The sequence below is a fragment of the Paenibacillus profundus genome (assembly GCF_021369635.1).
GTDB classification, from domain to species: Bacteria; Bacillota; Bacilli; order Paenibacillales; family Paenibacillaceae; genus Paenibacillus_B; species Paenibacillus_B profundus.
The window spans coordinates 37318-60441 of the sequence record NZ_JAJNBZ010000011.1 but is presented as its reverse complement, the minus strand read 5'-3'; the positions used below and the strand labels follow the sequence as shown (position 1 = coordinate 60441).

Here is a 23124-nt window from a genome sequence, read left to right as displayed (position 1 = left end):
ATTAATCGAGCACAAAGAGCAAATCTTCTTTGTGATTCTCTTCGATGAACTTAACGGTGCAGTATGCATAGAATTGTTTTTTGACCATACTTTGTTCGAAGATAGGGAGCGACAAGTAAAACAAATTGATAATATCCCTGAACACAAGCATTTTTTTTGATAAAATGAAGGATTTCAGCTCCTTGTTGCGCACCAGTTCACTGTGAAAGGAATTATCCAAAGGCGAAATATTTTCAAGCAATAACTCATATTGCTCATTTAAACCAAGCATGCTCTCATCTTGGTAATTTTCGATTCGAAATTGACTGTTCATTTCGGCAGCTATGAGTCCCCACGTTTGTTGCCATTGGTCCATGGCATCTGCCAGTTCGTCATGCAGTATAATCTTGTTGTCCTTTAAAATACCGGTTCTTCGTCTTTCGAATTCACTCTTCATGTCGATGTTGTGGCCTTCCAAGCGGAGCCGCGAGAAAAAACCCTCGACATGCGACAAAAAAGATAAATATCCTCTCTTGGACCCATCTTCATAAAGAGAGGTTAAATAATGATACATATAAAGGAACATATGAGTTTGATGAAATGTATCCAGTCCGATATAAATTCGCATCATATCCAAATATAGACTATTCAGACGTGTTCTGTAATGATCAAACATGTCTTGATGGTATTGGGAATTGAACGCATTATTTTTTCTGCTTCTAAGTTCTACCGTTCCGTCGGCACGCATAGTTTGTGCATGCCCTTCCATATCTCTCAATTCCAGCTGTTTGAGAGTGTGCTGATTTCTTGCATACTTTTCAGCTTTTTTATGTACTTCTTCTTTGGATACTGGATGCTTTTCCTTATAAGCGGCCACGATTGCTTTTATGCTCTCAAGGATCGAAGCCTCCAAATTCGGGTCTTTGAATATAATGATTGTATTAGGGCCGTTCTCCCAGTCGTTATCCAAATAATACTCTCCAGCATAATGTCTCTCCAAATAGGATTCCGCTAGTTCTAACATCAAAGGTATCTTGCTGTTTTGATAATTGTAGATACTGATTGGCATATTACAATCTCCTAAAAATTATAGTTTTGTAAGCGCTTTTGTTGGAGTGTATAGTCGTGAACAACGCATCTGGATGTGAGAGTAATGAATACTGCAGAGTAATTAATGATAGGGGCAACGGAGCAATGGATTGACAGACTGACCCAACAAATGAATAAAATAGGGACTGCACCTACTAAGCATAGGTACAGTCTCTATTATGCCGCACCGGGCATCCTGATAATGATGAGTTCGTCTGTACCGATTACCTTGTGTGTAGAATTATGTTAAGACTCTGTTGAGTTATGCTGAATTATGTCGAGGAGGAACATGTCGAACTGGAACCGCAAGTCGAACAGCCACTGCTGAACGCGGAGCCACTAGTAGCAGCTGTTTCGGGCAAAGCCGTTGCTTCGTTGATTTCGATAAATTCTAAATCTTCTACGTTGGAAAAGAGCTCATCCAGTAATTGTTGTTCATTTTTGACACTAGTGCTTACAGTACTCATATAGAAACACCTCCTTTTTATTCTCCTTATTATTACATCGGAGGAACAATAATTCAACTAAAATATTCTAAATTTTTAATTGAATTTAAATTCGGACAGAACATCCCTTCCTGCTTAATCCTTAGTCTATTGCAATCTCCTCTATCTTTTTTTCTTGATATTAACTAAAATAATATATGAATGGATAGTAAGTATTTACCAAAAACGTAACGGTAAAATGGTAATAAGGGGGTAACATGGCATGATTGGAATATCTGTTGTACTGGAAAACAAGCTCGGTGTTTTTTCCAAGCAAGAGCTGCCGGCATCTATTACAAGCTCCGACAATTTTTTTAATGACGACCTCGATTTTCATACCCATTCCAGCAACGACTTCTATGATTATTTACAATTTCATGATGTCAGTGATTATGTGTTTATTTCTGACGGGGCCAGAGTAAAAAGATTCGTCATGTTTATGAACTTGCATTACGACATAAGCTTTCATTTATGCGACACAAAATTCAACTGTATGGTTGGGGATAAGGACATCATTTCCAGAGTGGCAATGAATCTTGAAGGTGAGTTGTCTTCCGCTACGGGAAATGAATATGATTTATCAGGCATCCAATTAAAAAACGGACTTCGCTTTTTGGTTACAGGAGCATACCCTTTTTCTATAGGGAATAGCTTAATCAAACATATATATGTTGATAGCATGAATCTATTGAATGAGATTCATGTCGAAATATACAAATTTGCGGCTATCAACAGCGCCGTACTTATTAACGATCCAACGCCTCTGGAGTCTCCACAATTTCCTTGCATTTATGTGGATTATGATAAGATCACGCAAAATAAGCTGCTGCCGACTTCCTTATACCTCCCTGAGCATGAATTGCAGGAAATGATAGATACATTCAAATCTGATGGAACCATTGATAATCCATCAAAAATACAAGGAATTATTGATTATGCGCACACTCTTCATATAGATAGAAACAATCGTCTTTTTTATTTCAGTGACGGGATCTATAAAGATTATAGAAAGACATGCTGCATAACCGAGCAATTGAACAGCAGCTTCATGTCGTTGTTAAACAGGTTAAGTTACATATCAACTAGAAAAGCAAACCCTTTATACGATATTTTTCCTCTTGTTCTCAACATCTCGGCTCACCTGCAAGGAAACACATCGACATTTATCACTCCGTACTCCGTGCATCAAGTAGCTCAGACCATCGATAGACACAAAAGCTTGAAGTTCCTGGGGATTATAAATGATGGGAAAAAATATGCGTATCATGTGTTGACAAACAAAATGTATGAGGTTAATGATACGTTTCTTCATTTTTTGGAATTCGATCTGAAAGAAAAAATAGATTCAGAAGAGCTGAAAGCAAAATACTCTACTCGTTTCCCTGCCATTCTCAACAAATTTAGAAGCATTGTGAATGATTAAGCTTCTCATTATTTTACGAAACAGGAAGGGGCTGCATTATGGTCTACAACTATGTCGTGCCGATGACTTTATTTGATAATTACCCTTATTACAACCTGGATGTTGCAAAGGCATCCAACGAATATATCATCGACAAAAACGGGAAAAAGCACTTGGATTTAAGAAGCGGTTTATGGAATGTAAGCTTGGGCTACCGTGCCGAGTTATTGACCAGAATACAAAAAAAAATGAGCATGCTGTTGGCGGACGGATTGTTTTATTTGGATATCCACTCTTATCATCACGGCATCTATCAGGAATTTGCCGTTAGCTTGCTGGAATTTGCAAATTGCGGACATCATGCATTCCATAAAGTTTTTTATACAAGCAGCGGCTCTGAAGGTACGGAACTGGCGCTTAAATTATCCCATTTCAATCAGCAAAGGAAAATGATTTTGGCTTTTCAAGAAGGGTATCATGGCACTTTTTTTGGCGGAATGGCGGTAAGCGGCGTCGATTGCGACATTAGCAAAGCTTATAATAACGTCAATGAGCATGTTGTTTTTTTCCCTGCGCCGAGGAATCAAAGCATGTTAGATGAGTTGTTAGCTTTTATCGATCGTAACAAGGAGACCATCGCAGCATTTATATTTGAGCCTGTTATAGGATCAAGCGGTACGATAGCCGTAAATGACACCTATTTAAATATCCTGATGAAACATTGCGACATGAACGATATTTTGAAAATCTTCGATGAGGTGGCAACGGGTTTTTTCAGAACTGGCGCTAGATTTTATTATCATAAGCTAGCTTCGCCTCCGGATATATTAATTTTAAGCAAATCAATTAACAACGGCATCTTGCCTTTTGGGGCAGTTTTAATAGGGGAGAAGGTAAGCGGTCTATTATTGAATAAACACATTGATCATTTTTCAACGCAAAATGGCAACTTGTTATCCATTCATGCAGCTAATGAGACATTAAACTACATGATAGAAAAAGAAGCTGAAATCAAGCGGAACGTAGCCGAAATGGAAAATTGCATAAAGCGGGTGTTTGATCATTATTCCATGCGATATAGCGGTGCGGGAGCCATGTTCTCCATAACGATCAATGATGTCAATATAACGAACCGAATTGTGAATGAGTTAAAAGAATTTGGCATTTTAGTTTACTATTATTATGATTATTCCAATGAAGGAGTCAACTCGGGCATTACGCTCTTTCCTCCCTTATTCCTCGACGCCAATAAATTAGAAGCAGCCTTGCATATCATCTGCAAAAAAATAAAACGTTATTTATAAACGGATTCATTCCATAAAAGAAAGGGGATTTAGCTTGAAAACCTTCGTAATTATCGGATCGGAAGGCGAGATAGGGGCAGAAGTAAAAAGAGTCTACCATCATATTCGAACCATTTGTTTGGACAAAAATATTGAAGAAGCTGTAAAGGTGGAGGGGAATCGAATCTATATGAACTTCGATGTAACCTCTAAGGAGAGCATCGATCGAGTCGCTTCGTACTTGCATCATCATTCGATAACGATTGATGGCATCATTTATTTAGCCGGCATCAACTATATGACCAATTTTTATGATGTGAATTATGCAGATTGGGCCAACTCATTGGATATTAATGCCGCTGGTTTTCTATTCTGCTTGAAGGGATGGTACGATTTATTCAGCCAACAGATAGCAATCGTTTGCATTGCCTCCCAGAATGGCGTGATCGGCCATGAAAACAGAGTTTCTTACGGCCCGTCCAAAGCGGCCCTCATTCAACTCGTAAAAAATCTTACCGTTGATTTCTCGCAGGATCAGAATAAAGATATAAAGATTAATAGCATATCACCGACTTATGTGCTGAGTGAAAAAAATAAAGCCTATTTTGAAACCATGGAGGGAAAGAAATTAATAAAAAGAATTCCTTATAAAAAATTGATCCATTCAACTGATGTTGCCGCGGTCATCAAATTTCTAATGTCTGATGAGAGCAAAGCTATCAGGGGACAAAACATTATTGTCGACTATGGTTATACAATTGTATGACGACTATAGTGGCTAAAATGGATGATAGCCTAATTCCTTCTGTACAAAGACGGGAGATTAGGCTATTTTTCTTATGACAAGCTGCTGGGGGTAAATCCGGGGGAAGCTGATTCAATACGAACAAATGCGCTTCAAAAACCTCTTACTACCCATCCCGCCAGCGCTAATACAGGAATGAGAATCCAAAACCATGAAAAATCAAATCCGCGGCTCTCGTTGGATACTTCTTCCAATTTAATTTTGATCTCATGAAGCTCTCTTTCCAGACGTTCAATTCGCTCGTTATCGTTCATGCATACCCCTCCACTACATCATGGCTTCTCGGAAGCAGCATTCTGCCTTCTGACTTACCCAGTTTATTCACCGATTGTCTTACCCGCTGTTAACATATAACAAATAACGGAAATTGTAAATAAAAATATAGTAAAATTGGAATAATAATGGATCGGAGTTTATTCCTCGCCGCTTCTTGCCGCGCTCAGATCCATCAGCTTCCTCAGCTTGAATTCGGTCGAAGACTCCGGGGCCGGCGTATAGATGCTGCAGCGCAAGTCGGCGCTGCCCTGCACCTGGAGTGAAGTCAAATGGAACAGCATTTTGCCCGCCTTGGCATGCCGGAATTCGATGACGACCTCAGGGGCCGAGCTGACTTGGCTCTGGTTCCAGAGCTGGTGGAAGCCGGGGTGGGCTTCCTTCATTTCCTCGAGAAACCGAACATACCATCCATCCTCCACATATTGACCATAATACGCGCGGAAGATCGACAGAAATCCTTTGACGAAATGCTCCCAATTGACAGCCAGGCTCTTGAATTCCTTGCGCGTAAACAATAAACGAATCATATTCCGCTCCTCAGGCGGGATACGGGTAAAGTCCAAGAAGACATGAGACGCCGCCTGATTCCAGCCGACGATGTGGCAGCGCCTGTCGGAAATAATGGTCGGACAGTGCTGAAGCTCCTGCAAAATGCGCTGCAGAGCAGGACTGATCTGCGCTTCTTCTTCCTGCCATGGATTGGCTCCAGCACCGCCCTCCAGCGCCAAGGCATACAAGTATTTGCGCTCGTCCACGGTCAATTGCAACGCCGCTGCCACATTGTCCAGTACGGATGCGGATACTTTGATGTCGCGTCCCTGCTCCAGCCACGTATACCAAGTCGTGCTCACTCCCGCCAATTGCGCGACTTCCTCTCTTCGCAGTCCTGGGGTTCTGCGGCGGGTTCCTTCTGGCAGACCCACGGTTTGAGGAAGAATTTTAGCCCGTTGAGATTTGAGAAAGTCGGACAGCATTTGGAGCCGCGATTGGTGATTCATCGCCTCATCCCTTTCACCTGCTTTATGATAGTACTTATTATACTAGGATAAACAACAACTTGTAATATGATAATGACTATGCAACGATAGTATTAATACAATTCGAACTCAGGAGGGAAATGTGATGAACAGAGTCGTCATTACGGGGATGGGAGTTATTTCTCCGCTCGGCAATGAGGTGGACGCATTTTGGAATCAACTCATCCGTGGGGAATCGGGAATTTCCCTTATCGATACATTTGATACATCGAAACATAAAACAAAAATAGCGGGTCAAGTTCGGGACTTCGATGCGGATGCGCGATTCGGCCGCAAGGAAGCGCGGCGCTTGGATCGCTTCTGTCAATTCGCCTTGGCGGCGGCAGAACAAGCTTATGAAGATGCTGGACTCGCCGCTTGGGATCAGCTCGACCGGGAGCGAATGGGCGTATACGTGGGCTCAGGCATCGGAGGCATTCAGACAATGATGGAGCAGCAAGCCATCTTAACTAACCGCGGTCCTGAGCGAGTAAGTCCGACATTGGTGCCGATGATGATTGCAAATATGGCTGCCGCCCAGATTAGTATTAAATATGGAGCGCTAGGTCCGAGCTTATCGCCCGTGACGGCCTGTTCGATTGGCAACACGGCTATCGGCGAAGCGTTCCGGCTCATTCGGTACGGCGGAGCAGATGTCGTGTTTGCCGGAGGAACGGAAGCGGCAATTACGGAATTATCGTTGTCCAGCTTCAGCAATGCGACCGCCTTATCGGCGCGGAATGACGAGCCTGCCCGAGCGAGCCGGCCTTTTGACAAAGATCGGGACGGGTTCGTCATGGCCGAGGGCGCAGGCATCTTGATTATGGAGTCATTGCCGCACGCCTTGCGCAGAAATGCGCGCATCTATGCGGAAGTGATAGGCTATGGAGCAAGCTCGGATGCGTATCACATGGTCGCAACTCATCCAGAGGGACGCGGAGCGACTCAAGCGATGAGGCTGGCGCTTCAAGAGGCGGGCATCGAACCGGCGCAAGTGGATGTCATCAGCGCGCACGCGACGAGCACCGGAATCGGTGACCTGTCGGAGACGACGGCAATTAAGCGGTTGTTTGCCGAACAGGCTCACCATATACCCGTCACCGCCAACAAATCAATGCTCGGCCATATGTTGGGCGCTGCCGGCGGCGCGGAAGCGATCGCGTTGATCAAAACATTGCAGGAAGGCATGATCCCGCCGACAATCAATCTGGAGGAAGCAGATGCCGATTGTGATTTGGACTACGTGCCGAATCAGGCTCGTTCCGCCTCTGTCAACATCGGAATGTCCAATTCGTTTGGCTTTGGCGGACACAATGCGGTTATCGTGCTGAAGGCATACGAGCGGTGATGCGAATTAGATAGAAGAGGTTGCCCTCATGCAGGCTTACCATAGCGGAAGTATCGCTATATTAAACAGATTAACAAACTGGCGTCGGTGGATTACCGACGCCAGTTTTTAAATAGGTTTTTTTCAAAGGGGCCTTGATCACAGGGACTGCTGCTAAGCTCATCTAGAATTGCTTCCAGGGCTTGTTTGATTGGGATGAGATTTTTATCTTCTTCGTTCAAAAACAAGAACATTTCGTCTGGATGACACAAGACGGAATCCGTTTCTCAAAAGACAACGTTCAGCAAAAAGCACGCGTCCACCGATCACCAAGAATCGGCGACACGGTCTAGCACTACCTACTATACGGAAAGCTATAATAAATCTGCGCCGATTTACGATGCTGCGTCTAAATGCAATCGTCACCACATCTATTCTTGTCATATCATTCACCTCGCTCTTCTGCTACATACTAATAGAAGATGCGATATCTACTAGAAAGGTAACTGATAAGCAACCACTAGCCATTCAAATCTATTCATGCCTATTCTAATAAAATCGAACTGCGCGTATCCTTTTGAACTTACTCGAACCCCATATTTAACACGTTACTGGTACCTCATTTGATAAATACGTCGGCGATTTCATCTACAGCTAGTTCTCGTTTTTAAACGACAAAACAGTGCTCTATGCTCTAATGCAGCGGAACTTCGACAAAAACGGATGAATTTCCAAATAGTGAGAAGGAATTTACAGAAATTTGTTGAAATAGTGCGAATGACCTTTTAGGTCACGATCATACAAAACGGTATAGAGGTGCTGTATGGATTTCCTTCGCAAAGGTATCGCAATAGGGGTACTCCTTCTTATTATAGGTTTATTTGTTCAACCATTCTGCCTCTGGACGGCATCGTCGTCACATTCGGAGCAGTTGAAGCTGTCGCAATGGGACGTGCTGTGGGAAGCAAGTCCCCTGAAGTGGGAGGACGTCGCGCACACGAAGGAAGGGTGGAGAGAGGTGGATCTCGCCCGGGGCATCCCTTCGAAGCCGGAACGCATCCATTCGGCTTGGTTCCGCATTGCGCTGCCGGCTACGCCTTGGGACGAGTCCGGACTGTACATCGACAAGCTGTATGCGTTTGATGTGGAGGTATATACCGAGGATGGACGGAAGGTATTCGAATCTTCCCGGGACTATACCTATGATATTTACCACATTCTTGCACCTCTCGCTGCCAATCCCGCAGGGCAAGATATCTTTATTCATGCTTCGACATCAAGCGATAAATTCGGCATTCACAGTGAGATTACGATCGGGAATTATCGAGACCTGATCCCGTTGTATGTGAATAAGGGGCTGCTGGACATCATTTTGGGCAGCGCCTTGGTATTTGCCGCCGTCGTCATGTTAAGCTGCACTTTGTTTTTGCGGAATATCGATGTGCCGAGCTGGTTGTCGCTTAGTCTGGTCATTTTATCCTCCGGCGTTCTGATGATAACGTATTCCCGATTTACTTATACCTTTTTCAGTGAGTATGGAAAAGTTTTTGTTATTCTGTTCGATTTAGGTTTAATGATATTATTTCCTGCTTTAAGCTACTACTTCGAGATAATAACCGGTCCCGGACCTAGTGCCATTATTACGAAATTACGTAAATTTCAAGTGGGCTATTCGGCATTTATTCTATTAGTGGCTGTTGCCAATTTGATTTCGGATAATGCCATTTATAGCGTTTATTTTTTTCTGACGGTAACGGTTCTGGCTTTTATCATTGTCATCCAACTTATCGTGCTGCTTAGCGTTTCTGTTTTGTATGTGCTGCGGAAAAATAAAGATGTCGTTCTATTTGCGGTTGGTTTTACCATATTCGCAATGACATCGATCGCAGAGGTGATATGGTTTCTCATACGATACGCCCAGTATGAATTGTCATTATGGAAGTGGGGGACGTTATGTTTCGTCCTTGCGCTCATCCTAATTTTAGGAAGACGAGTTGCTTTGAATCATGAGCGGGTCATCCAGTATTCGAAGGAACTGGAGATGTATAACGGCAAGCTGCAGCACTCGGAGAAGATGGAAATATTAAGCGAGCTTGCCGCTTCGGTGGCCCACGAAGTGCGCAATCCGCTGCAAGTGACGCGCGGCTTCCTGCAGCTATTGGACAGTAAGGCGGCGATGAAAGAGAAGGAATACTTGAAGCTGGCGCTGACCGAGCTCGATCGGGCTTCCGCCATAATTACCGACTTCCTCACCTTTGCTAAGCCAGAGCTGGAGGACATTACTGTGCTGAATGTAGGCGAAGAGCTAAGCCATATCGAAGGCATTCTCATTCCGCTAGCCAACATGCAGGGCGGCGTCATAACGTTGGATGTGCCGCCGAACCTGTGCATTAACGGGAACTCCTCCAAGTTCAAGCAAGCATTCATTAACCTGATCAAAAACAGCATCGAGGCCTTAACCGACAAAGGATGGATCCGCGTATGGGGATACGAGCAGGAAGGCAAAGTCACCATTCACATTCAGGATAATGGCGCCGGCATGGATGAGCAGGAATTGAGCCGGTTGGGTGAGCCGTATTTTTCAAATAAAACAAAAGGAACCGGACTCGGCCTCATGGTGACGTTGCGGATTATCGAGGTCATGCAAGGGGAAATCAAATTTACCAGCAAAAAGGGTGTCGGCACCGAAGTGGTCGTACGCTTCCCCTCCGTTTATGAGAAAGCGATGTGAGGCGGGGCAATTAAAAAGAAGAGGGCTTGTCCCTCTTCTTCAAGTAAGGATATATGTTTACCAAGTGCCCATTTGCACGCGGCCTGCTGTGATGACATCTGTCGGATTCGGAGGGATAACCAATACGAATTGATCCTTTGTCTCTTCCACAGCTTTTATTTCAATATGTTCGGGAATGGAGATGCCCAGCACTTCCTTGATAGCAGCCTTCGGAGCAGACAGAAGTTTCTGTCTAAATGACGGATCCTCCCAAGCTTTCTGAACAATTTGATTCCTGACCAGTTGTTCGGTGCTCATAATACTCATCCCTCCACAAATTGGAATTTGCTTGAATTATAGTTTATCATGCTTAATTTGTAGAATCCACTACTTTTTTACCGTTTTTCGACAGCCAATGATTCAATCCGCCTAGCATTAAAGTCTCCCGTTCTTGTTGAACGCGGTTCGCTTCTCCGACGAGACCATCGATAAGAAATTGATGAAATTGATGCAGATGCGGAATATCGAGGTTGAGCGCATGCAACCGGCGGTGATGCTCCTGCGCCTGTTCTGCGTAGCCTTTCATGCAGTCGTGTACGGCTATCGCTGTCTGCACCGTGTCCGGCGACAGCGGCTCCGTAGCCGGCAGATTCAGCTCGAATCGGATCCACGACATGAGGCAATTGTAGCTCCCTTCTTGCAAGTCATCCTCCCAATCTTCCCAGTCATCGGCCATTTGCAGCGTGACGAGCACGGTGTCGACCGCATTGGACAAGGTGTCAATCAGCTGAGTCCGGCCGGTAAGGCATAACGCTCCAGTGCTGGCAAATTTCACGGGAGCCGCCTTTCTCGCGACCATGACGCGATGCGTCAGGAAAATATCTTCCTCCCGTTCCTTCGCTACGGCTTCTGCCCACTCCGTAATGTATTGATGGAACGATGTCCAGAAGGAAGAATCGGATGGGTACAACTGATGATATATTTGCAAAAATTCCAAATAACATAAGTTTCCGAGGATGAGCTGCTGACCCCATTCTTCCGGTACGGTATCCATCAAGTCGTCCTGAAGGAAGAAGTATAGCATGACGAACACGTTGGCTAAGGACAACTGACGGCATTGCTCCCGCGTCAAGCCTGCCGTTGCTTGCACCCAGTAAGGAAGCAAATAACATATGTAGTTGGTTGTGCTATCCTGCATCAATGGGTTGAATTTCTCCATATATCGTTGCCCCAAAACGTTCATGGGAGCAGGAAAGGCTTCTATTCTCCGTTCCGCTTCCGCGAAGACTTCGTGCAATTCCGCTTTGTGCTCATCGAACCATATCATACGATAATCCTCCTTTGCTTAGCGGTTGAGAACTCGTGCGAATGGCTTCCAAGCCGAACATACGAATGTTCAGGTTGCGGTCCGAATGGTACCATTCGTCCAGTTCCTGTGCCCTTTCCTGAGATAGATCGGTTCCGGTGAACAACTGAGACACGAGTTGCAGGTAACGATGAACTTTTTCCCTAATCTGCATGCTGTCGGTTGAGATGTCGTAAGATGTGACGTTGATGGGTTGAAAACGAAAATGCGCAAGCTCCATTTTGAGTGTGTCTTTGAGGGCAAGAAGTGAGGGCTTGCGAATGTGACGGCGAGATTCATCATACATGCTGGCGAACAGCGGAAGCTCGTCTACATGTAGAATGCCGTCTTCTTCAATATCCATAATGATGATGCGGGCGCCATCATCTGTGCGATCCTGCAGCCAGCGGAAAAAATGCGCCCTGTCCGGAATGTGATCGATGACGAGTCTGACGATAATGGTGTCGAAGGTGCCGCTTGCGGGCAACTCTTCGTAGCTTCCGTGATAGCAGGCGATTGGCTGGTTCGGCTGGGCACAGGCTCTTTGCAAAATGGCATCATTGTGGTCGATGCCCGCACATGCCGATTCGGGGAAGGCTGCTTTGAGCCGATTCAGATAGGCGCCGTTCCCACAGCCCACATCAAGCACGCTTCCGGGTGCGGAATCGCGGAAATACAACAGCTTCTCCGTGTCGAACAAGAGGTCCGCGGTCAACTCAAGCATGTCGTCGAAGATGTCGAAGATGTCGATTTGCGGCGTCATTGTAAGCCCTCCTCAACATTTGCTGGGATGAAAGTCATACTCAGTATAGATTACAGGGCGAGTGGAAGGCAATATCAGGAAAATAAAAATGCCGTCGATTCATGAGAGCGGAATCGACAGCGATTAGGAATAGGCGTTATTTTCGATAACCGTTGGCAAACCATTCAACCGCCGTTTGTTCGAATTCTTCGGGCTCTCGGCCCAACAGCTGCGTAATCGATGCAGTTACGGCATCTTTATTGCCGTCATGTTGTTCCGTCAGATCACAGAGCAGCTGCAGTTGTCCGGCAAATTGTTGGAATTCGGCCTTGGACAGCGGCAGCTCGTGCGACAGGACATAGATGTCGGCCTCATATTTCTGTATCCGTGCCAGCAGCGCGCGGGTGCCGGGGACGGTATACTGAACCGGATTGCTGTACAAGTCCTGATACAGGCAATCTCCAAGCAGCAGGACGCGCTCTTCTTGGACATAAATGATGGAGGAGTCATGGGCGTGATCGCCGCCGACGTGCTCGATGCTGCAATGCAAGCCGCCCAAATCAAGCTCCAACGAATCTTGGAACGTCATCGCAGGGACCTCGATCGCAACGTCGCGATTGGGGCCGAGCTCTTTTTTTATCATATCTGCGCAAAAAGGAATTTCCGTTCCATTGCGCACTCTTTCATCCAAAGCGTCGTCGGTCCAAGACAGCGGCACGAGCTGCTCAATCGCCTGCTTCGTCGCCTCGTGGGCGATGAGAGGGATACCCATGCGGTGGCTTCCGAAAATATGATCCCAATGCCAATGGGTAATTACGGCTGCATACGGTTGAGGCCATTGACGTTCAGTCAACAGAGAAAGGAACAGCTCCGCGTGGGCGGGCGAATTCCCCGCATCTACGACAAGCGTCCGCTCTGTACCGCGTATCGCCGCGATAATTGGACGGTCGGTCTCCTCCTCTGGAGGCAAGAACACGATATGATCCGTTAATTGTTTCAAAATTCGTTCATGCTTCATTTGTCTTCCTCCTTAGACCGTGTTTTGCCAGATTCGTCGCCGAGAATGCCATTCAGCTTCGTAAGGGTGTCAAGCACTTGCTGCAATTCCCTCAGCTCGACCTTGGAATAATATTTGCGGACCAGCATCTCATCAATGTCTTCGAGCACTGCCCGATATTCCTCGCCGCGCTTGCCGAGACGGATGAGCGCTTCCCTTCGGTTGCGCGGATTGGGATCGCGGACAATCATATCCCGGCTCTCCAGCTTCGCCATCGTCTGGCTGACGGCGCTCTTCGTCACGTTCATGTAAGCTGCGATCATGTGTGCGGTAATAGGCTGAGACCGAATGATGTGGAACATAATGAGCTCTTGCTGCGGCGTCAATTTGAAGTCATTCAACCGTTCCACTTCAGGTGAGCCGGACGTAATGATCGTTTTGAACCGTTCGAATTGCTCATTGATCCGATCCATGACGCGGCGATACTCGTCATACATGGACGAACAACCTCCTTCCGCCTCGTTGCAACAAATTTGTTTAGTTAACTTAACTTAATTATTGTTTTAATATAAACCGGATTTCTTGAGCTGTCAATTGCGATCACAGGGGTCGGAGACAGAACATAGAGCGGTATCGTGCGGCGCAGCAATGTATGGATTTTCCCATCAAATCCTCATATATTGGAGAAGTGAACGTACATAATCGTCCACAATATTTTCAACTGGAGAGGGTTAGTCGTATGGTGGAGAATTCACCACCCCAATATGGACGGATTATAAAAGAGCACGTGTTAATGTTCGCAGGCATTATCATCATGGTATTCGGATTGATGATTGTTACAGGCTCCATCATTGGAACGGATTCGGAAATGTCGGCTAGCGCCCAGCTGGATCTGGTGCTGTTGGTCGGCGTTATGCCCGCATTGCTTGGCGGCTGGATGTGCTTCGGTCATGAAGCGGAGACGGCGCAAGCAAGAGGAGTTGGAAAGCGCGACGCTCGTCTTGGCGGCGAGTCACGGAGGGCGCCTGACCCCTGCCGAGCTAGCCATGTATACCCGCATAAGCGTGCAAAAGGCAAGCAGCTTGTTGGAGCACTTCGTGAAGCAGAAGGCGGCTATTTTGAAAATTGCGGACAACGGCACGTACGTATATGAGTTCGATGGATTGCTAAACGATCGGGAGAAGGCAGAGGCCCAGTCGTTGAAGGAATTGATTTACGGTGAGCCCATGTAAAACATCCGAAACGGTATCCTTCATGCAGCGTACAACTGTTTAATGAAACTGATGGGTATGTATGCGCACATCGTGGAGGTTGGAGCGAAGGATGATACAGGAACAACGTTCAGAGCTGAAGCAAGCGTTGAAAGAAATAGAAACGTGGGAACAGGAACAGCGCGATTTGTCGATTTTGGAAAAAATCGGGCGGATGCCGTTCACGCTGCTGGATCGATTTACGCCGAAAGGGCTGCAGCAGAAGATTGCCGAGCTGCTGGATGAATTGGGCAGCTATTTGCATACCGGCGGCAATTACTTGGTGCAGGAGAAGAGTGTGCTCAAGAAGCTGCATGCGAATTGGCAAGAAGCTGATCCGGCAACGGCGGGGCAGTATGCGGAGCCAGACATCGCGCTTGTGGAGGCCATGCCGCTCGCCGTGTGCGATCGCGTGGCGGAACAGGTGCGTGAGGCGAACAAGACGATGGCGTTCGCTCAAGGGGCGACGACCGGGTTCGGCGGCATATTTACGCTTGCTATCGATATTCCCGCTGTGCTCGGGTTGGCGCTGAAGGTGCTGCAGGAGACGGCAATTTGCTACGGCTACAATCCGAACGATGTGCGGGAGCGCGTCTTTATCGTCAAGTGCATGCAGTTGGCTACGTCGGACGTCGTCGGCAAGCGGGCCATATTGAAGGACTTGGCCGATTATGATAATCCGGACCGGGCTCGGGATGCTATCTCCGAAGTGCAGGGCTGGCGGGAGACGATGGCCTCGTTCACCGATAGCTTCGGGTGGAAGAAGCTGTTTCAGTCGATTCCCGTGCTCGGCATGGTGCTCGGCTCCTTCATGAACCGCTCCATGATTCACGATATGGCCGAAACGGCGCAGAATATGTACCGCAAGCGGGCGGTTAAGGCGCGGTTGCGGGAATTGGATTCAAACCTCTAATATATTTGTAAATATTTACAGTTCTTTTTCATCTCTTTTTCAGGTTAATGGTTTATAATGGTTCCTTACCTTCAACTATGAAAACGAGAGGATTGGGGCAATGACCACAAAACCACCTATCCAATCAGGTGAGAAAGAACGAATTGAAGAAATTACGATTATGCGGGCGCTCGCCTTTTTTGCTATTGTACTGCAGCATAGCATTGGAGAGTACATCTATCGTGCGGATATTTTGCCTGCGGATGCTGTCATGTTGGGGATGCTGTATCACTTTACGCGATACGGAACGTTGACTTTCGTCTTCTTGTCGACCGTCATCTTGTTCTATAATTACGATGCTTCTCTTGATTACGGCCGGTTCATCAAGCGGCGCGCACAGTCCGTGCTTGTGCCTTTCGCACTGTGGACCTTGATATACGGCGTATTCTCGCTGCAAGGGCTACTTCTGACGAAGGAAGGCTGGGTGCTGCTGAGCCAGCAGTTTCTCACGCCGACTTACGGATATCAGTTATGGTTCATTCCGATGATCTTTCAGCTGTACCTCCTCTACCCGTGGCTGGCACGGTTCGTGCAGGCTGTGCGGAAGCGGCTATTCACTTGGTTCGGAGTGATATCCGTGCGCCATGTGACGGGGATACTGCTCGGGCTCGGAGCAGCTTATGCAGGTCTCATGTATTGGTCATATTATAAGGCCGCGGGGTGGGCGGGATCTGTCGGAGGAATCGGACAAGTGCTTGCCGGACACCGGACGATGATCGTCATATTTTACTTTTTCTACATTGCGCTAGGCATTGTGTGCGCGCTTCATCTGCAGCGGTGGCGGCAGTGGGTGCAGCAGGCTGCTTCTTGGAACTTATTTATTTTTATCGCGTGCTACATCTTCATCGGTTATGATCTGCTGTCCGCAGGGATCACGCCAATTAACTTGAATATCTCGACGTATTTGAAGCCGACTGTCTTCGTGCTCATCGTAGTGCAGATGCTGCTCATTTACGCGATTGCGCTGCAAATCCAAAAGCGCGGCGGATTGATGCAGCGGTTCTTGCGGATGGCCGGAACGTATTCGTTCGGCGGATATTTGGTGCATGCGCTCGTGCTGGCGCTGGTGTCCCGATTTACCCGCCAGTTGTCGCTGGAAGGCTTTCACCTAATCGCAACCGTATTGACGTTCGTGGTGGTCGCAGCGGCATCGCTTTTTATCACCAGATGGCTGCAGCACTCGCCATTCGCAAGCTTGTTCATCGGGGCGAAGCGCAGGAAGACAAGCTCAGCAGAAGGGGCTGGAGGCCGGCGAGGCGAGGCGAGTTCTTCTTACTCCTAGCGCTGCATCTTTTCTTTTCTGCTAAAATAAGGGTTGACATTTACGGGTTTACCATTTTATGATGAGTATACATTTTGGAAAAAGGAGGTTGATGAAGATGACATGGAATCAATATGTGACGGTGCAACTGCATAATGATAGTGAACGGTCTCTCGTCGGCCTCTACGGAGTGAGAACAAGATAATCGAGCGATCCCCCTCGGGGGAGGCTAATATCGGTTGCTTGGCCATGGACGATGAAGTCTGTGGCTTTTTTGTATGTTCGGATGGCCGCAGGACGAGAGTCTGCGGTCTTTTTTTGTGTTTTTTGGAACAGAGCAGAACGGAAACTGGAAAGGAACTTAAAAATATATGTATACAAATGATTCTTTATATAATGAGCAGGAGCAGGAGCAGGAGTGCTATTATCGCACAATGGAGCTGCCTGCCGGGACGCTGCACGTCTATGCCAATAATGCCCTCTACCATGATTTGGGGGTCAAAGTATTTGAAATGGCCAACAACAATTTGCAAATTCCGAACCGGGTCTACATGAGCTATACCCCGGACGTTCATGTCGGTGTCGGCACGTGCATCGGCACAACGGCGGTCTGGAACGCGAGCGACGGTTACGTATCTCCCTCCATCGTCGGGAGCGATATCGGTTGCGGCATGCGGGTCCATCTCACGAATTTGCACCGCGACGCATTGCAGGATGTGAAGCTGCGGCGCAAGCTCGTGAAGGCGATAGAAAAGATGATCCCCATCGATTCCCATGCGCGTGGTCATTTCTCTGACATCCGCTTGGAGCATGTGTTGGTGAAAGGGCTCCATGGCTTGCCGAAGAAATATGTGCCAGATGCCTATACGCCGAAGAAGGCGACGTCCTTAACTCATGTGGAGCACAGCAAGTTCGCGTTCGACGAGGACGTGCTGGACGCGATGCCGGCAGCGGCGTGGCACCGCTCCCACCGTCAGCTCGGAACTCTTGGCAGCGGCAACCACTTTGCAGAAATCCAAGCCGTGGAAATCGACGAGTCGAACCGGGAGGTCGCGGAAGCTTGGGGATTGTTCGATGGCCAAGTCATCGTCATGATCCATTCCGGCTCCCGCGCTTGGGGTGGCGCCGTCAGTCAACTCTGCAGCAAAGAAATGGCGCAGTGGATGCGCTCGATCGGCAGCGGCACGGCCGATCCGAAGCTCGTGTTCGCGCCGCTTGCCGAACCCGTGGCAGAGCGCTATGTTCATCTGATGTACTCAGCGCTCAACTATGCCGTGGTGAATCGGCATCTGATGGCTTATGGCATCCGAGAGGCGTTCCGCGACGTGTTCGGCACGAAGGTGGAGATGAGCACGCTGTACGATTTAATGCACAACTATGCGTGGGAAGAAAGCCATGACGGACGCCGCATGTTCGTACACCGCAAGGGGGCGACCCGCGCGTTGCCGCCGCAGCACCCGGACAATCCGAAGCCGTATGCGGCAACTGGACATCCGGCGCTCATCCCTGGCTCGATGGGCAGCGCGTCCTATCTCATGGTTGGCCGTGAGGCGGGGGCGGCGAACTATTATTCCATCTGTCATGGGGCGGGGCGCGTCCGGTCTCGCAGCGCCACGAAGCAACTGGTGACGGTCGACGAGTTCGCGGCTTCGCTGCGGGTTGGCACGGAGGACGAGGTGGTCGTGAACCAGCGCACGCTGGAATCGATTATCGACGAATCGCCGCAGGCCTACAAGGACGTGGAGCAAATTATAGAGAGCGTCGTTGGGGCCGGACTTGCCGGCGTAGTGGCGAGATGCAAGCCTTTGGCTACGGTCAAAGGCGGGTAGCATGCGGGCAGCGCGTTCGCTGCGCCCGCTCTGAACCAGATAGACCGCATTCCGCTATGGGATGCGGTCTATCACCGTTATGTGGCGCGTCTTATTGGCACGCGCCGTGCGCAAGGCCGCCGTGCGCTATTGCGGCATTGGCAACCCGCGCTAGCCGCACCGCTTGAGCCGCATATCATTTGCGCTATGGAAGGCCTGCGCGCACTTTGAACGGATAGCCGGGCGTAGCATGGCATGCGCTGAGAATCGGCTCGTTCATTGGAAAAGATCCAATAGAAGTTCCCATTTAAAGTGGCAATGGTTCATTCTACTGGAAAATCTCCAATCAAATCCCCCCTATTTCAGTGATAGAGCCGTACTTGAGGCCATTTGACTGTACCATTTCCAATGGAAGCACCCTCTCGGCGCTCATCTTCAACAATCTACTGTACGAAATCCAATGGATGTGAGCATAGTAAGTTAAATGTGCAAAGGCATTACTGTACAAATGAGCAGAGACAGCGTGCTAATAGTAAGTACTCGTTAAGAGCCATAAAAACTGCTGGATTCCTTGATTGGATTCAGTCGCAAGGACCGCTGCCCCAGCACTACCCAGCAGAACCTGCCATCGCCTATCAGCGCCTGCCATCGCCTGCTAGCGCCTGCTAGCGCCTGCTAGCGCCTGCTAGCGCCTATCAGCGCCTGCTAGCGCCTGCCATCGCCTACTAGCGCCTGCTAGCGCCTGCCATCGCCTGCTAGCGCCTGCCATCGCCTGCCATCGCCTACTAGCGCCAGCTAGCGCCTGCTAGCGCCTGCCATCGCCTATCATCGCCTGCTAGCGCCTCCCATCGCCTGCCAGCCCCTCCCAGCGCCTATCAGCGCCTGCTAGCGCCTGGCTAGCGCCTGCTAGCGCCTGGCTAGCGCCTGCTAGCGCCTAACTAGCGCCTCCCAGCGCCAACCAGCTCCTATCAACCTACCACCACCTGCCGCTAGCCCTGCACTGCCTCCTAGTTCAAGGTTCTGCACAAGATAGCGATTGGCGAGGAGGCCGCGCCGGCAATGGCAATCTCTAGTGGGATATTGAGTACACTATGAGCTCTTACCGTTACATTCATGAGTTCACAAGCTTCATTCGGCGCTTTGACGATCGGCACCCCGTACGTGACGCCCTTTATTTTGACGGCCCCTGCAAATGCCCCGCCGCGCGGATTAAGATAAACAGCCACTTGCTTCGCTTTATGCGTGCGGTTGATAAGACGGACCGATACTTTATATTTGGCGCCGTATTGTCCTTTATTATCAAAGGCGTGTTCCGGGTCATAGCTTAAGGCTGCTTTGTACAGAAAGTCATTCCCTTTGCCCATGATGCTCACGCTCTGCTCCCCTTGCCTTACATCAAAGGAAATCGAGTTGCCCCGAATATCCGCAAAATCCCAAGAGCCTCGCGGGTGGGGAGAATTCGGCGTTACAGGCGGCTCCCGGTGCGTTCTGAGCTCTGCACAATCATGGTTGGCCAATACCGAACGTACCATAAACTGCAACGCTCTCTTCCTTTTCTTCTTCTGTTTCACTGTAAACTCCACAACAGCACCGCTTAATGTATTGGGATTCATCTGCATTTCGTATACGATGCCAATGTCTCCGCCTTGAACTGACTTGTCCACGGGAGGGCGAATATTCCATGTCCCGCCGATGAGGGCTTTGGCCATGCACAATCCTGCCGCAAGAAAATTTTCTGTATGCAACACTTCCTGTACACTTACTTTGGAAATTTGAATCAGGTTAGCACTATCTGCAACGCCATCATTGCTGACCGTGACCGCTGCCCGCACGGGAATGTCCAACCGATTATAATGCCACAGAAACACGCGATACGATACGCTGTTGCTATCCTTTACCGTATCATGCCATACCGTGGCCATATGGTTGACGAACGGCACGCTGTCATTAATCGATTCGGGATTATCGCTAATAAACAACCGTCTTCTGCCACTTCCTTGCGCTCCTGAAATATCTGATGGTACCGGTACGGCGCTTAATTCGACTTTTTGTTTGTCAGGCTGTGTACAAGACATGAATATCCCTCCTTTGAAATAAATGAAGGCGCAGGTGTACAAGATCATTGTATGAGCCATGTGGGTGAGACAAGACGATAAATCTATTTTTCTTCTCTTGCGGTTGTATAATTGATGCACAGCATAGCAGAACAAATGAAATAGACCGCACACCTTAGGAAAGGGCGGGTCTATATCTTGGTGCGTCGGTTAGTCGTCATTTTGTTCATCTGGAGGCTTAGGTTCTTTCAGGAAATGCACATAATCCGCACCCGTTTGCAGGAAAAAGGAGTACGCATCGAGCGGGTACTCATCCGATGCGAATGAAATGCATATGCGATAATTGCTCTTTGTCTTGAATTCGTTGTACGTAAAGGCAATCAGCCTTAGCGGAGCCGTGTGTGTGATGGTCGATTCTTGGAGGTCGTGAAACACGGTGGGATACTTCTTTTTTAATATGCTGATTCGATGATATGACAGCTGTTGAAGATAACTGCTCTTGTCTTGTTCCATAATTTCGAATCCGTAGTTGAAGTCCCCTTTATGAAGCACAACGATTTGTTCATTCCCAAGCATGTACATCGCCTTAAATTGGTACCATAGGTGTTCATCCCGTTCATTACACAATACGACGTCCTGAACGTTGTGGATTCTAGGTATCACACGATCACCTCGAAGACATATATTACTTCTATAATGACATAATAACATTAATATATATTAAAAACAATAATAGCATTCATAATGGTGTTTTGATCGCCATAGCTTTCTTATATGCTTAAGATGAGGTGAACGGAATGGCGGACTTGAAAATATTTTTAGGAGATCGGATTCGACAGCTGCGCAAGCTGAAAGGATATACCCAAGCGGATCTCGGGGACAAATGCGGAATGAAAGCATCATACATCGGAGGTGCCGAGCGCGGCAGCATTAATATTTCACTGGATTCACTAGAGCGGATAATTCGGGCGCTTGACGTAAACATTGAGGAATTCTTCCAGTTCGATACAGCCAACGTAAACGCAGAACGCCTCGGTATCGCCGGCACACTTGAGCTGCATGTGAAGCTGCTTAAAGGCAGGGAGCCAGACGACGTGAAGCTTGTCCATCGCATTGCCAAAGATATGTTAGAGACGTTTGACCGCAGAATGAATACATAATTGAAGGGGCCCGCAAAGCCTCTTTTTTTTGGATTGGCGTGCCCAGAAGCACGCATCTTCTTGCCGGTGAGAGTCCAGTCGCGGGAGGGCCAAGTTCAGTGCTCGGTGATAAGGCTTCCATGTCGCGACCTTATGTCCTCTTCCATACAGCCAGGAAGGATACCATCGAGGGTATGAATACCTCGAAGACATATATTACTTCTATATTGACATGATAACATTTATATATACCAAAGACAATAATGGCATTCATAATGGTATTTTGATCGCGATAGCTTTCTTATATGCTTAGGATGAGGTGAACGGAATGGCGGACTTGAAAATATTTTTAGGAGATCGGATTCGACAGCTGCGCAAGTTCAAAGGATATACCCAAGCGGAGCTCGGAGACAAATGTGAAATGAAGGCTTCGTACATCGGAGGTGCCGAGCGCGGCAGCATTAATATTTCGTTGAATTCGCTAGAGCGGATGATTCGGGCGCTTGACGTAAGTATTGAGGATTTCTTCGCGTTCGATACAGCCAACGTAGACGCCGAACGTCTCGGTATCGCCGGCACACTTGAGCTGCATGTGAAGCTGCTTAAGGGCAGGGAACCGGACGACGTGAAGCTTGTCCATCGCATTGCCACAGATATGCTCGCGACATTTGACCGCAGAATGAATACATAAGATGGAGTAAGGGGCCCGCAAGGCCTCTTTTTTGTATCGTCTCACTTTCCCCTTCATTCAGATGACAGTTTTTCTTCCTTTTTAATCGTGACTGTGATGTCGTCTTCATCTTCGGCTTCTGTTGTATCTAGGAGGGATAACATCGGATGCTCGTATGTAGATTAATGCTTCTTGCTTTTGTGCGTTTTGAGCTGCTGCGCTCCTGTCTGTTGGATTTCGTCCAATAGATTGATGAGGTTGTGTGGAGAAAGGAAACTTCCATTGGATACTGTACAGTCAAATGACCTTATCTTCGGCTGCTTCACCGGACTAGGACTGATTTGAGTGGAGGTTTTCCAGTGGATTGCACCATTTCCGCTTAACATGTGAATTTCCATTGGATGTTTTCCAATGGCAGAGCTGCTTCAATACGCTTGGTTACCGATAAGCAGCGCTCGGCTGCTACACTGCCCAAAGCTTGGCAACGCGCGCGGTCAAGAAGCGCTCGTTGTGGTGCAGCTGGAGCGAGTCTGA

At 47.9% G+C, this 23124-nt stretch carries 23 protein-coding genes; 12 read left to right on the top strand and 11 right to left on the bottom strand.

Annotation, left to right across the window (positions count from 1 at the left end; translation table 11 throughout):
* Window position 1: 1 nt before the first annotated feature.
* Both LQV63_RS14850 and LQV63_RS14845 read right to left on the bottom strand, forming a co-directional pair.
* The gene (locus LQV63_RS14850) at window positions 2–1048 is read right to left on the bottom strand and encodes a hypothetical protein (RefSeq protein ID WP_019422296.1); all 1047 of its coding nucleotides are present in this window, start codon (window positions 1046–1048) and stop codon (window positions 2–4) included.
* A 292-nt stretch (window positions 1049–1340) separates the two neighbouring features.
* The gene (locus tag LQV63_RS14845; RefSeq protein WP_083858884.1) at window positions 1341–1535 is read right to left on the bottom strand and encodes a thiazolylpeptide-type bacteriocin; all 195 of its coding nucleotides are present in this window, start codon (window positions 1533–1535) and stop codon (window positions 1341–1343) included.
* Window positions 1536–1776: 241 nt separating this feature from the next.
* Between LQV63_RS14845 and LQV63_RS14840 the strand changes: the two genes are divergently transcribed.
* From LQV63_RS14840 to LQV63_RS14830, 3 genes are read left to right on the top strand one after another with little or no spacing between them, the layout of a single operon-like run.
* Window positions 1777–2976, top strand: a complete 1200-nt coding sequence (locus LQV63_RS14840; protein WP_233697300.1) for a hypothetical protein — start codon at window positions 1777–1779, stop codon at window positions 2974–2976.
* Between the two features lie 38 nt (window positions 2977–3014).
* Window positions 3015–4259 (top strand): aminotransferase class III-fold pyridoxal phosphate-dependent enzyme, encoded by a 1245-nt coding sequence (locus LQV63_RS14835; protein WP_019422298.1) that lies wholly within the window; start codon window positions 3015–3017, stop codon window positions 4257–4259.
* 34 nt (window positions 4260–4293) lie between these two features.
* Complete coding sequence (locus LQV63_RS14830; protein ID WP_019422299.1) at window positions 4294–5004, top strand: SDR family oxidoreductase; 711 nt, start codon at window positions 4294–4296, stop codon at window positions 5002–5004.
* Window positions 5005–5135: 131 nt separating this feature from the next.
* Here LQV63_RS14830 and LQV63_RS14825 read toward each other — a convergent pair whose 3' ends face one another.
* Together LQV63_RS14825 and LQV63_RS14820 are read right to left on the bottom strand one after the other, a co-directional pair.
* Window positions 5136–5297 (bottom strand): hypothetical protein, encoded by a 162-nt coding sequence (locus tag LQV63_RS14825; protein WP_019422300.1) that lies wholly within the window; start codon window positions 5295–5297, stop codon window positions 5136–5138.
* A 159-nt stretch (window positions 5298–5456) separates the two neighbouring features.
* Window positions 5457–6317 (bottom strand): helix-turn-helix transcriptional regulator, encoded by an 861-nt coding sequence (locus tag LQV63_RS14820; protein ID WP_019422301.1) that lies wholly within the window; start codon window positions 6315–6317, stop codon window positions 5457–5459.
* A gap of 124 nt (window positions 6318–6441) precedes the next feature.
* Here LQV63_RS14820 and fabF point away from each other — a divergent pair, with 124 nt between their 5' ends.
* Window positions 6442–7683 (top strand): beta-ketoacyl-ACP synthase II, encoded by a 1242-nt coding sequence (gene fabF, locus LQV63_RS14815; RefSeq protein ID WP_233697299.1) that lies wholly within the window; start codon window positions 6442–6444, stop codon window positions 7681–7683.
* Window positions 7684–8485: 802 nt separating this feature from the next.
* Window positions 8486–10393, top strand: coding sequence for a sensor histidine kinase (locus LQV63_RS14810; RefSeq protein ID WP_233697298.1), 1908 nt, complete (start codon window positions 8486–8488; stop codon window positions 10391–10393).
* 57 nt (window positions 10394–10450) lie between these two features.
* Here the strand turns inward: LQV63_RS14810 and LQV63_RS14805 are convergent, their stop codons facing one another.
* The 5 genes from LQV63_RS14805 to LQV63_RS14785 all read right to left on the bottom strand — a co-directional run bounded on the left by LQV63_RS14805 (window position 10451) and on the right by LQV63_RS14785 (window position 13953).
* Entirely contained in the window at window positions 10451–10690 is a 240-nt protein-coding gene (locus LQV63_RS14805) for an NHLP leader peptide family RiPP precursor (protein WP_233697297.1), read from the bottom strand.
* A 52-nt stretch (window positions 10691–10742) separates the two neighbouring features.
* Window positions 10743–11699 (bottom strand): hypothetical protein, encoded by a 957-nt coding sequence (locus LQV63_RS14800; protein WP_233697296.1) that lies wholly within the window; start codon window positions 11697–11699, stop codon window positions 10743–10745.
* Window positions 11683–12480 (bottom strand): class I SAM-dependent methyltransferase, encoded by a 798-nt coding sequence (locus tag LQV63_RS14795; protein WP_233697295.1) that lies wholly within the window; start codon window positions 12478–12480, stop codon window positions 11683–11685. The genes LQV63_RS14800 and LQV63_RS14795 overlap by 17 nt, the downstream gene beginning before the upstream one ends.
* A 136-nt stretch (window positions 12481–12616) precedes the next feature.
* Window positions 12617–13477 carry an MBL fold metallo-hydrolase gene (locus tag LQV63_RS14790; protein ID WP_233697294.1) on the bottom strand — a complete coding sequence of 287 codons (861 nt, stop codon included), beginning with the start codon at window positions 13475–13477 and terminating at the stop codon, window positions 12617–12619.
* Window positions 13474–13953 (bottom strand): MarR family winged helix-turn-helix transcriptional regulator, encoded by a 480-nt coding sequence (locus LQV63_RS14785; RefSeq protein WP_019422308.1) that lies wholly within the window; start codon window positions 13951–13953, stop codon window positions 13474–13476. The genes LQV63_RS14790 and LQV63_RS14785 overlap by 4 nt, the downstream gene beginning before the upstream one ends.
* Before the next feature lie 453 nt (window positions 13954–14406).
* On the opposite strand from LQV63_RS14785, the gene LQV63_RS14780 reads away from it, so the two are divergent.
* The 4 genes from LQV63_RS14780 to LQV63_RS14765 all read left to right on the top strand — a co-directional run bounded on the left by LQV63_RS14780 (window position 14407) and on the right by LQV63_RS14765 (window position 18748).
* The gene (locus LQV63_RS14780; RefSeq protein ID WP_233697293.1) at window positions 14407–14688 is read left to right on the top strand and encodes a hypothetical protein; all 282 of its coding nucleotides are present in this window, start codon (window positions 14407–14409) and stop codon (window positions 14686–14688) included.
* Window positions 14689–14779: 91 nt separating this feature from the next.
* Complete coding sequence (locus tag LQV63_RS14775) at window positions 14780–15619, top strand: EcsC family protein (RefSeq protein ID WP_233697292.1); 840 nt, start codon at window positions 14780–14782, stop codon at window positions 15617–15619.
* Window positions 15620–15719: 100 nt separating this feature from the next.
* Complete coding sequence (locus LQV63_RS14770) at window positions 15720–16940, top strand: acyltransferase (RefSeq protein ID WP_233697291.1); 1221 nt, start codon at window positions 15720–15722, stop codon at window positions 16938–16940.
* Between the two features lie 350 nt (window positions 16941–17290).
* On the top strand, window positions 17291–18748 hold the full coding sequence (locus LQV63_RS14765) for an RtcB family protein (protein ID WP_407672923.1): 1458 nt from the start codon (window positions 17291–17293) through the stop codon (window positions 18746–18748).
* A 986-nt stretch (window positions 18749–19734) separates the two neighbouring features.
* Here the strand turns inward: LQV63_RS14765 and LQV63_RS14760 are convergent.
* Both LQV63_RS14760 and LQV63_RS14755 read right to left on the bottom strand, forming a co-directional pair.
* Entirely contained in the window at window positions 19735–20802 is a 1068-nt protein-coding gene (locus LQV63_RS14760) for a hypothetical protein (RefSeq protein WP_233697290.1), read from the bottom strand.
* Between the two features lie 189 nt (window positions 20803–20991).
* Complete coding sequence (locus LQV63_RS14755; RefSeq protein WP_233697289.1) at window positions 20992–21444, bottom strand: arylsulfatase regulator; 453 nt, start codon at window positions 21442–21444, stop codon at window positions 20992–20994.
* 134 nt (window positions 21445–21578) lie between these two features.
* Here LQV63_RS14755 and LQV63_RS14750 point away from each other — a divergent pair, with 134 nt between their 5' ends.
* The 3 genes from LQV63_RS14750 to LQV63_RS31425 all read left to right on the top strand — a co-directional run bounded on the left by LQV63_RS14750 (window position 21579) and on the right by LQV63_RS31425 (window position 23124).
* Window positions 21579–21941 (top strand): helix-turn-helix domain-containing protein, encoded by a 363-nt coding sequence (locus LQV63_RS14750; protein ID WP_019422316.1) that lies wholly within the window; start codon window positions 21579–21581, stop codon window positions 21939–21941.
* Between the two features lie 307 nt (window positions 21942–22248).
* Complete coding sequence (locus tag LQV63_RS14745) at window positions 22249–22611, top strand: helix-turn-helix domain-containing protein (protein ID WP_019422317.1); 363 nt, start codon at window positions 22249–22251, stop codon at window positions 22609–22611.
* 390 nt (window positions 22612–23001) lie between these two features.
* On the top strand, window positions 23002–23124 hold the full coding sequence (locus LQV63_RS31425; protein WP_267934056.1) for a hypothetical protein: 123 nt from the start codon (window positions 23002–23004) through the stop codon (window positions 23122–23124).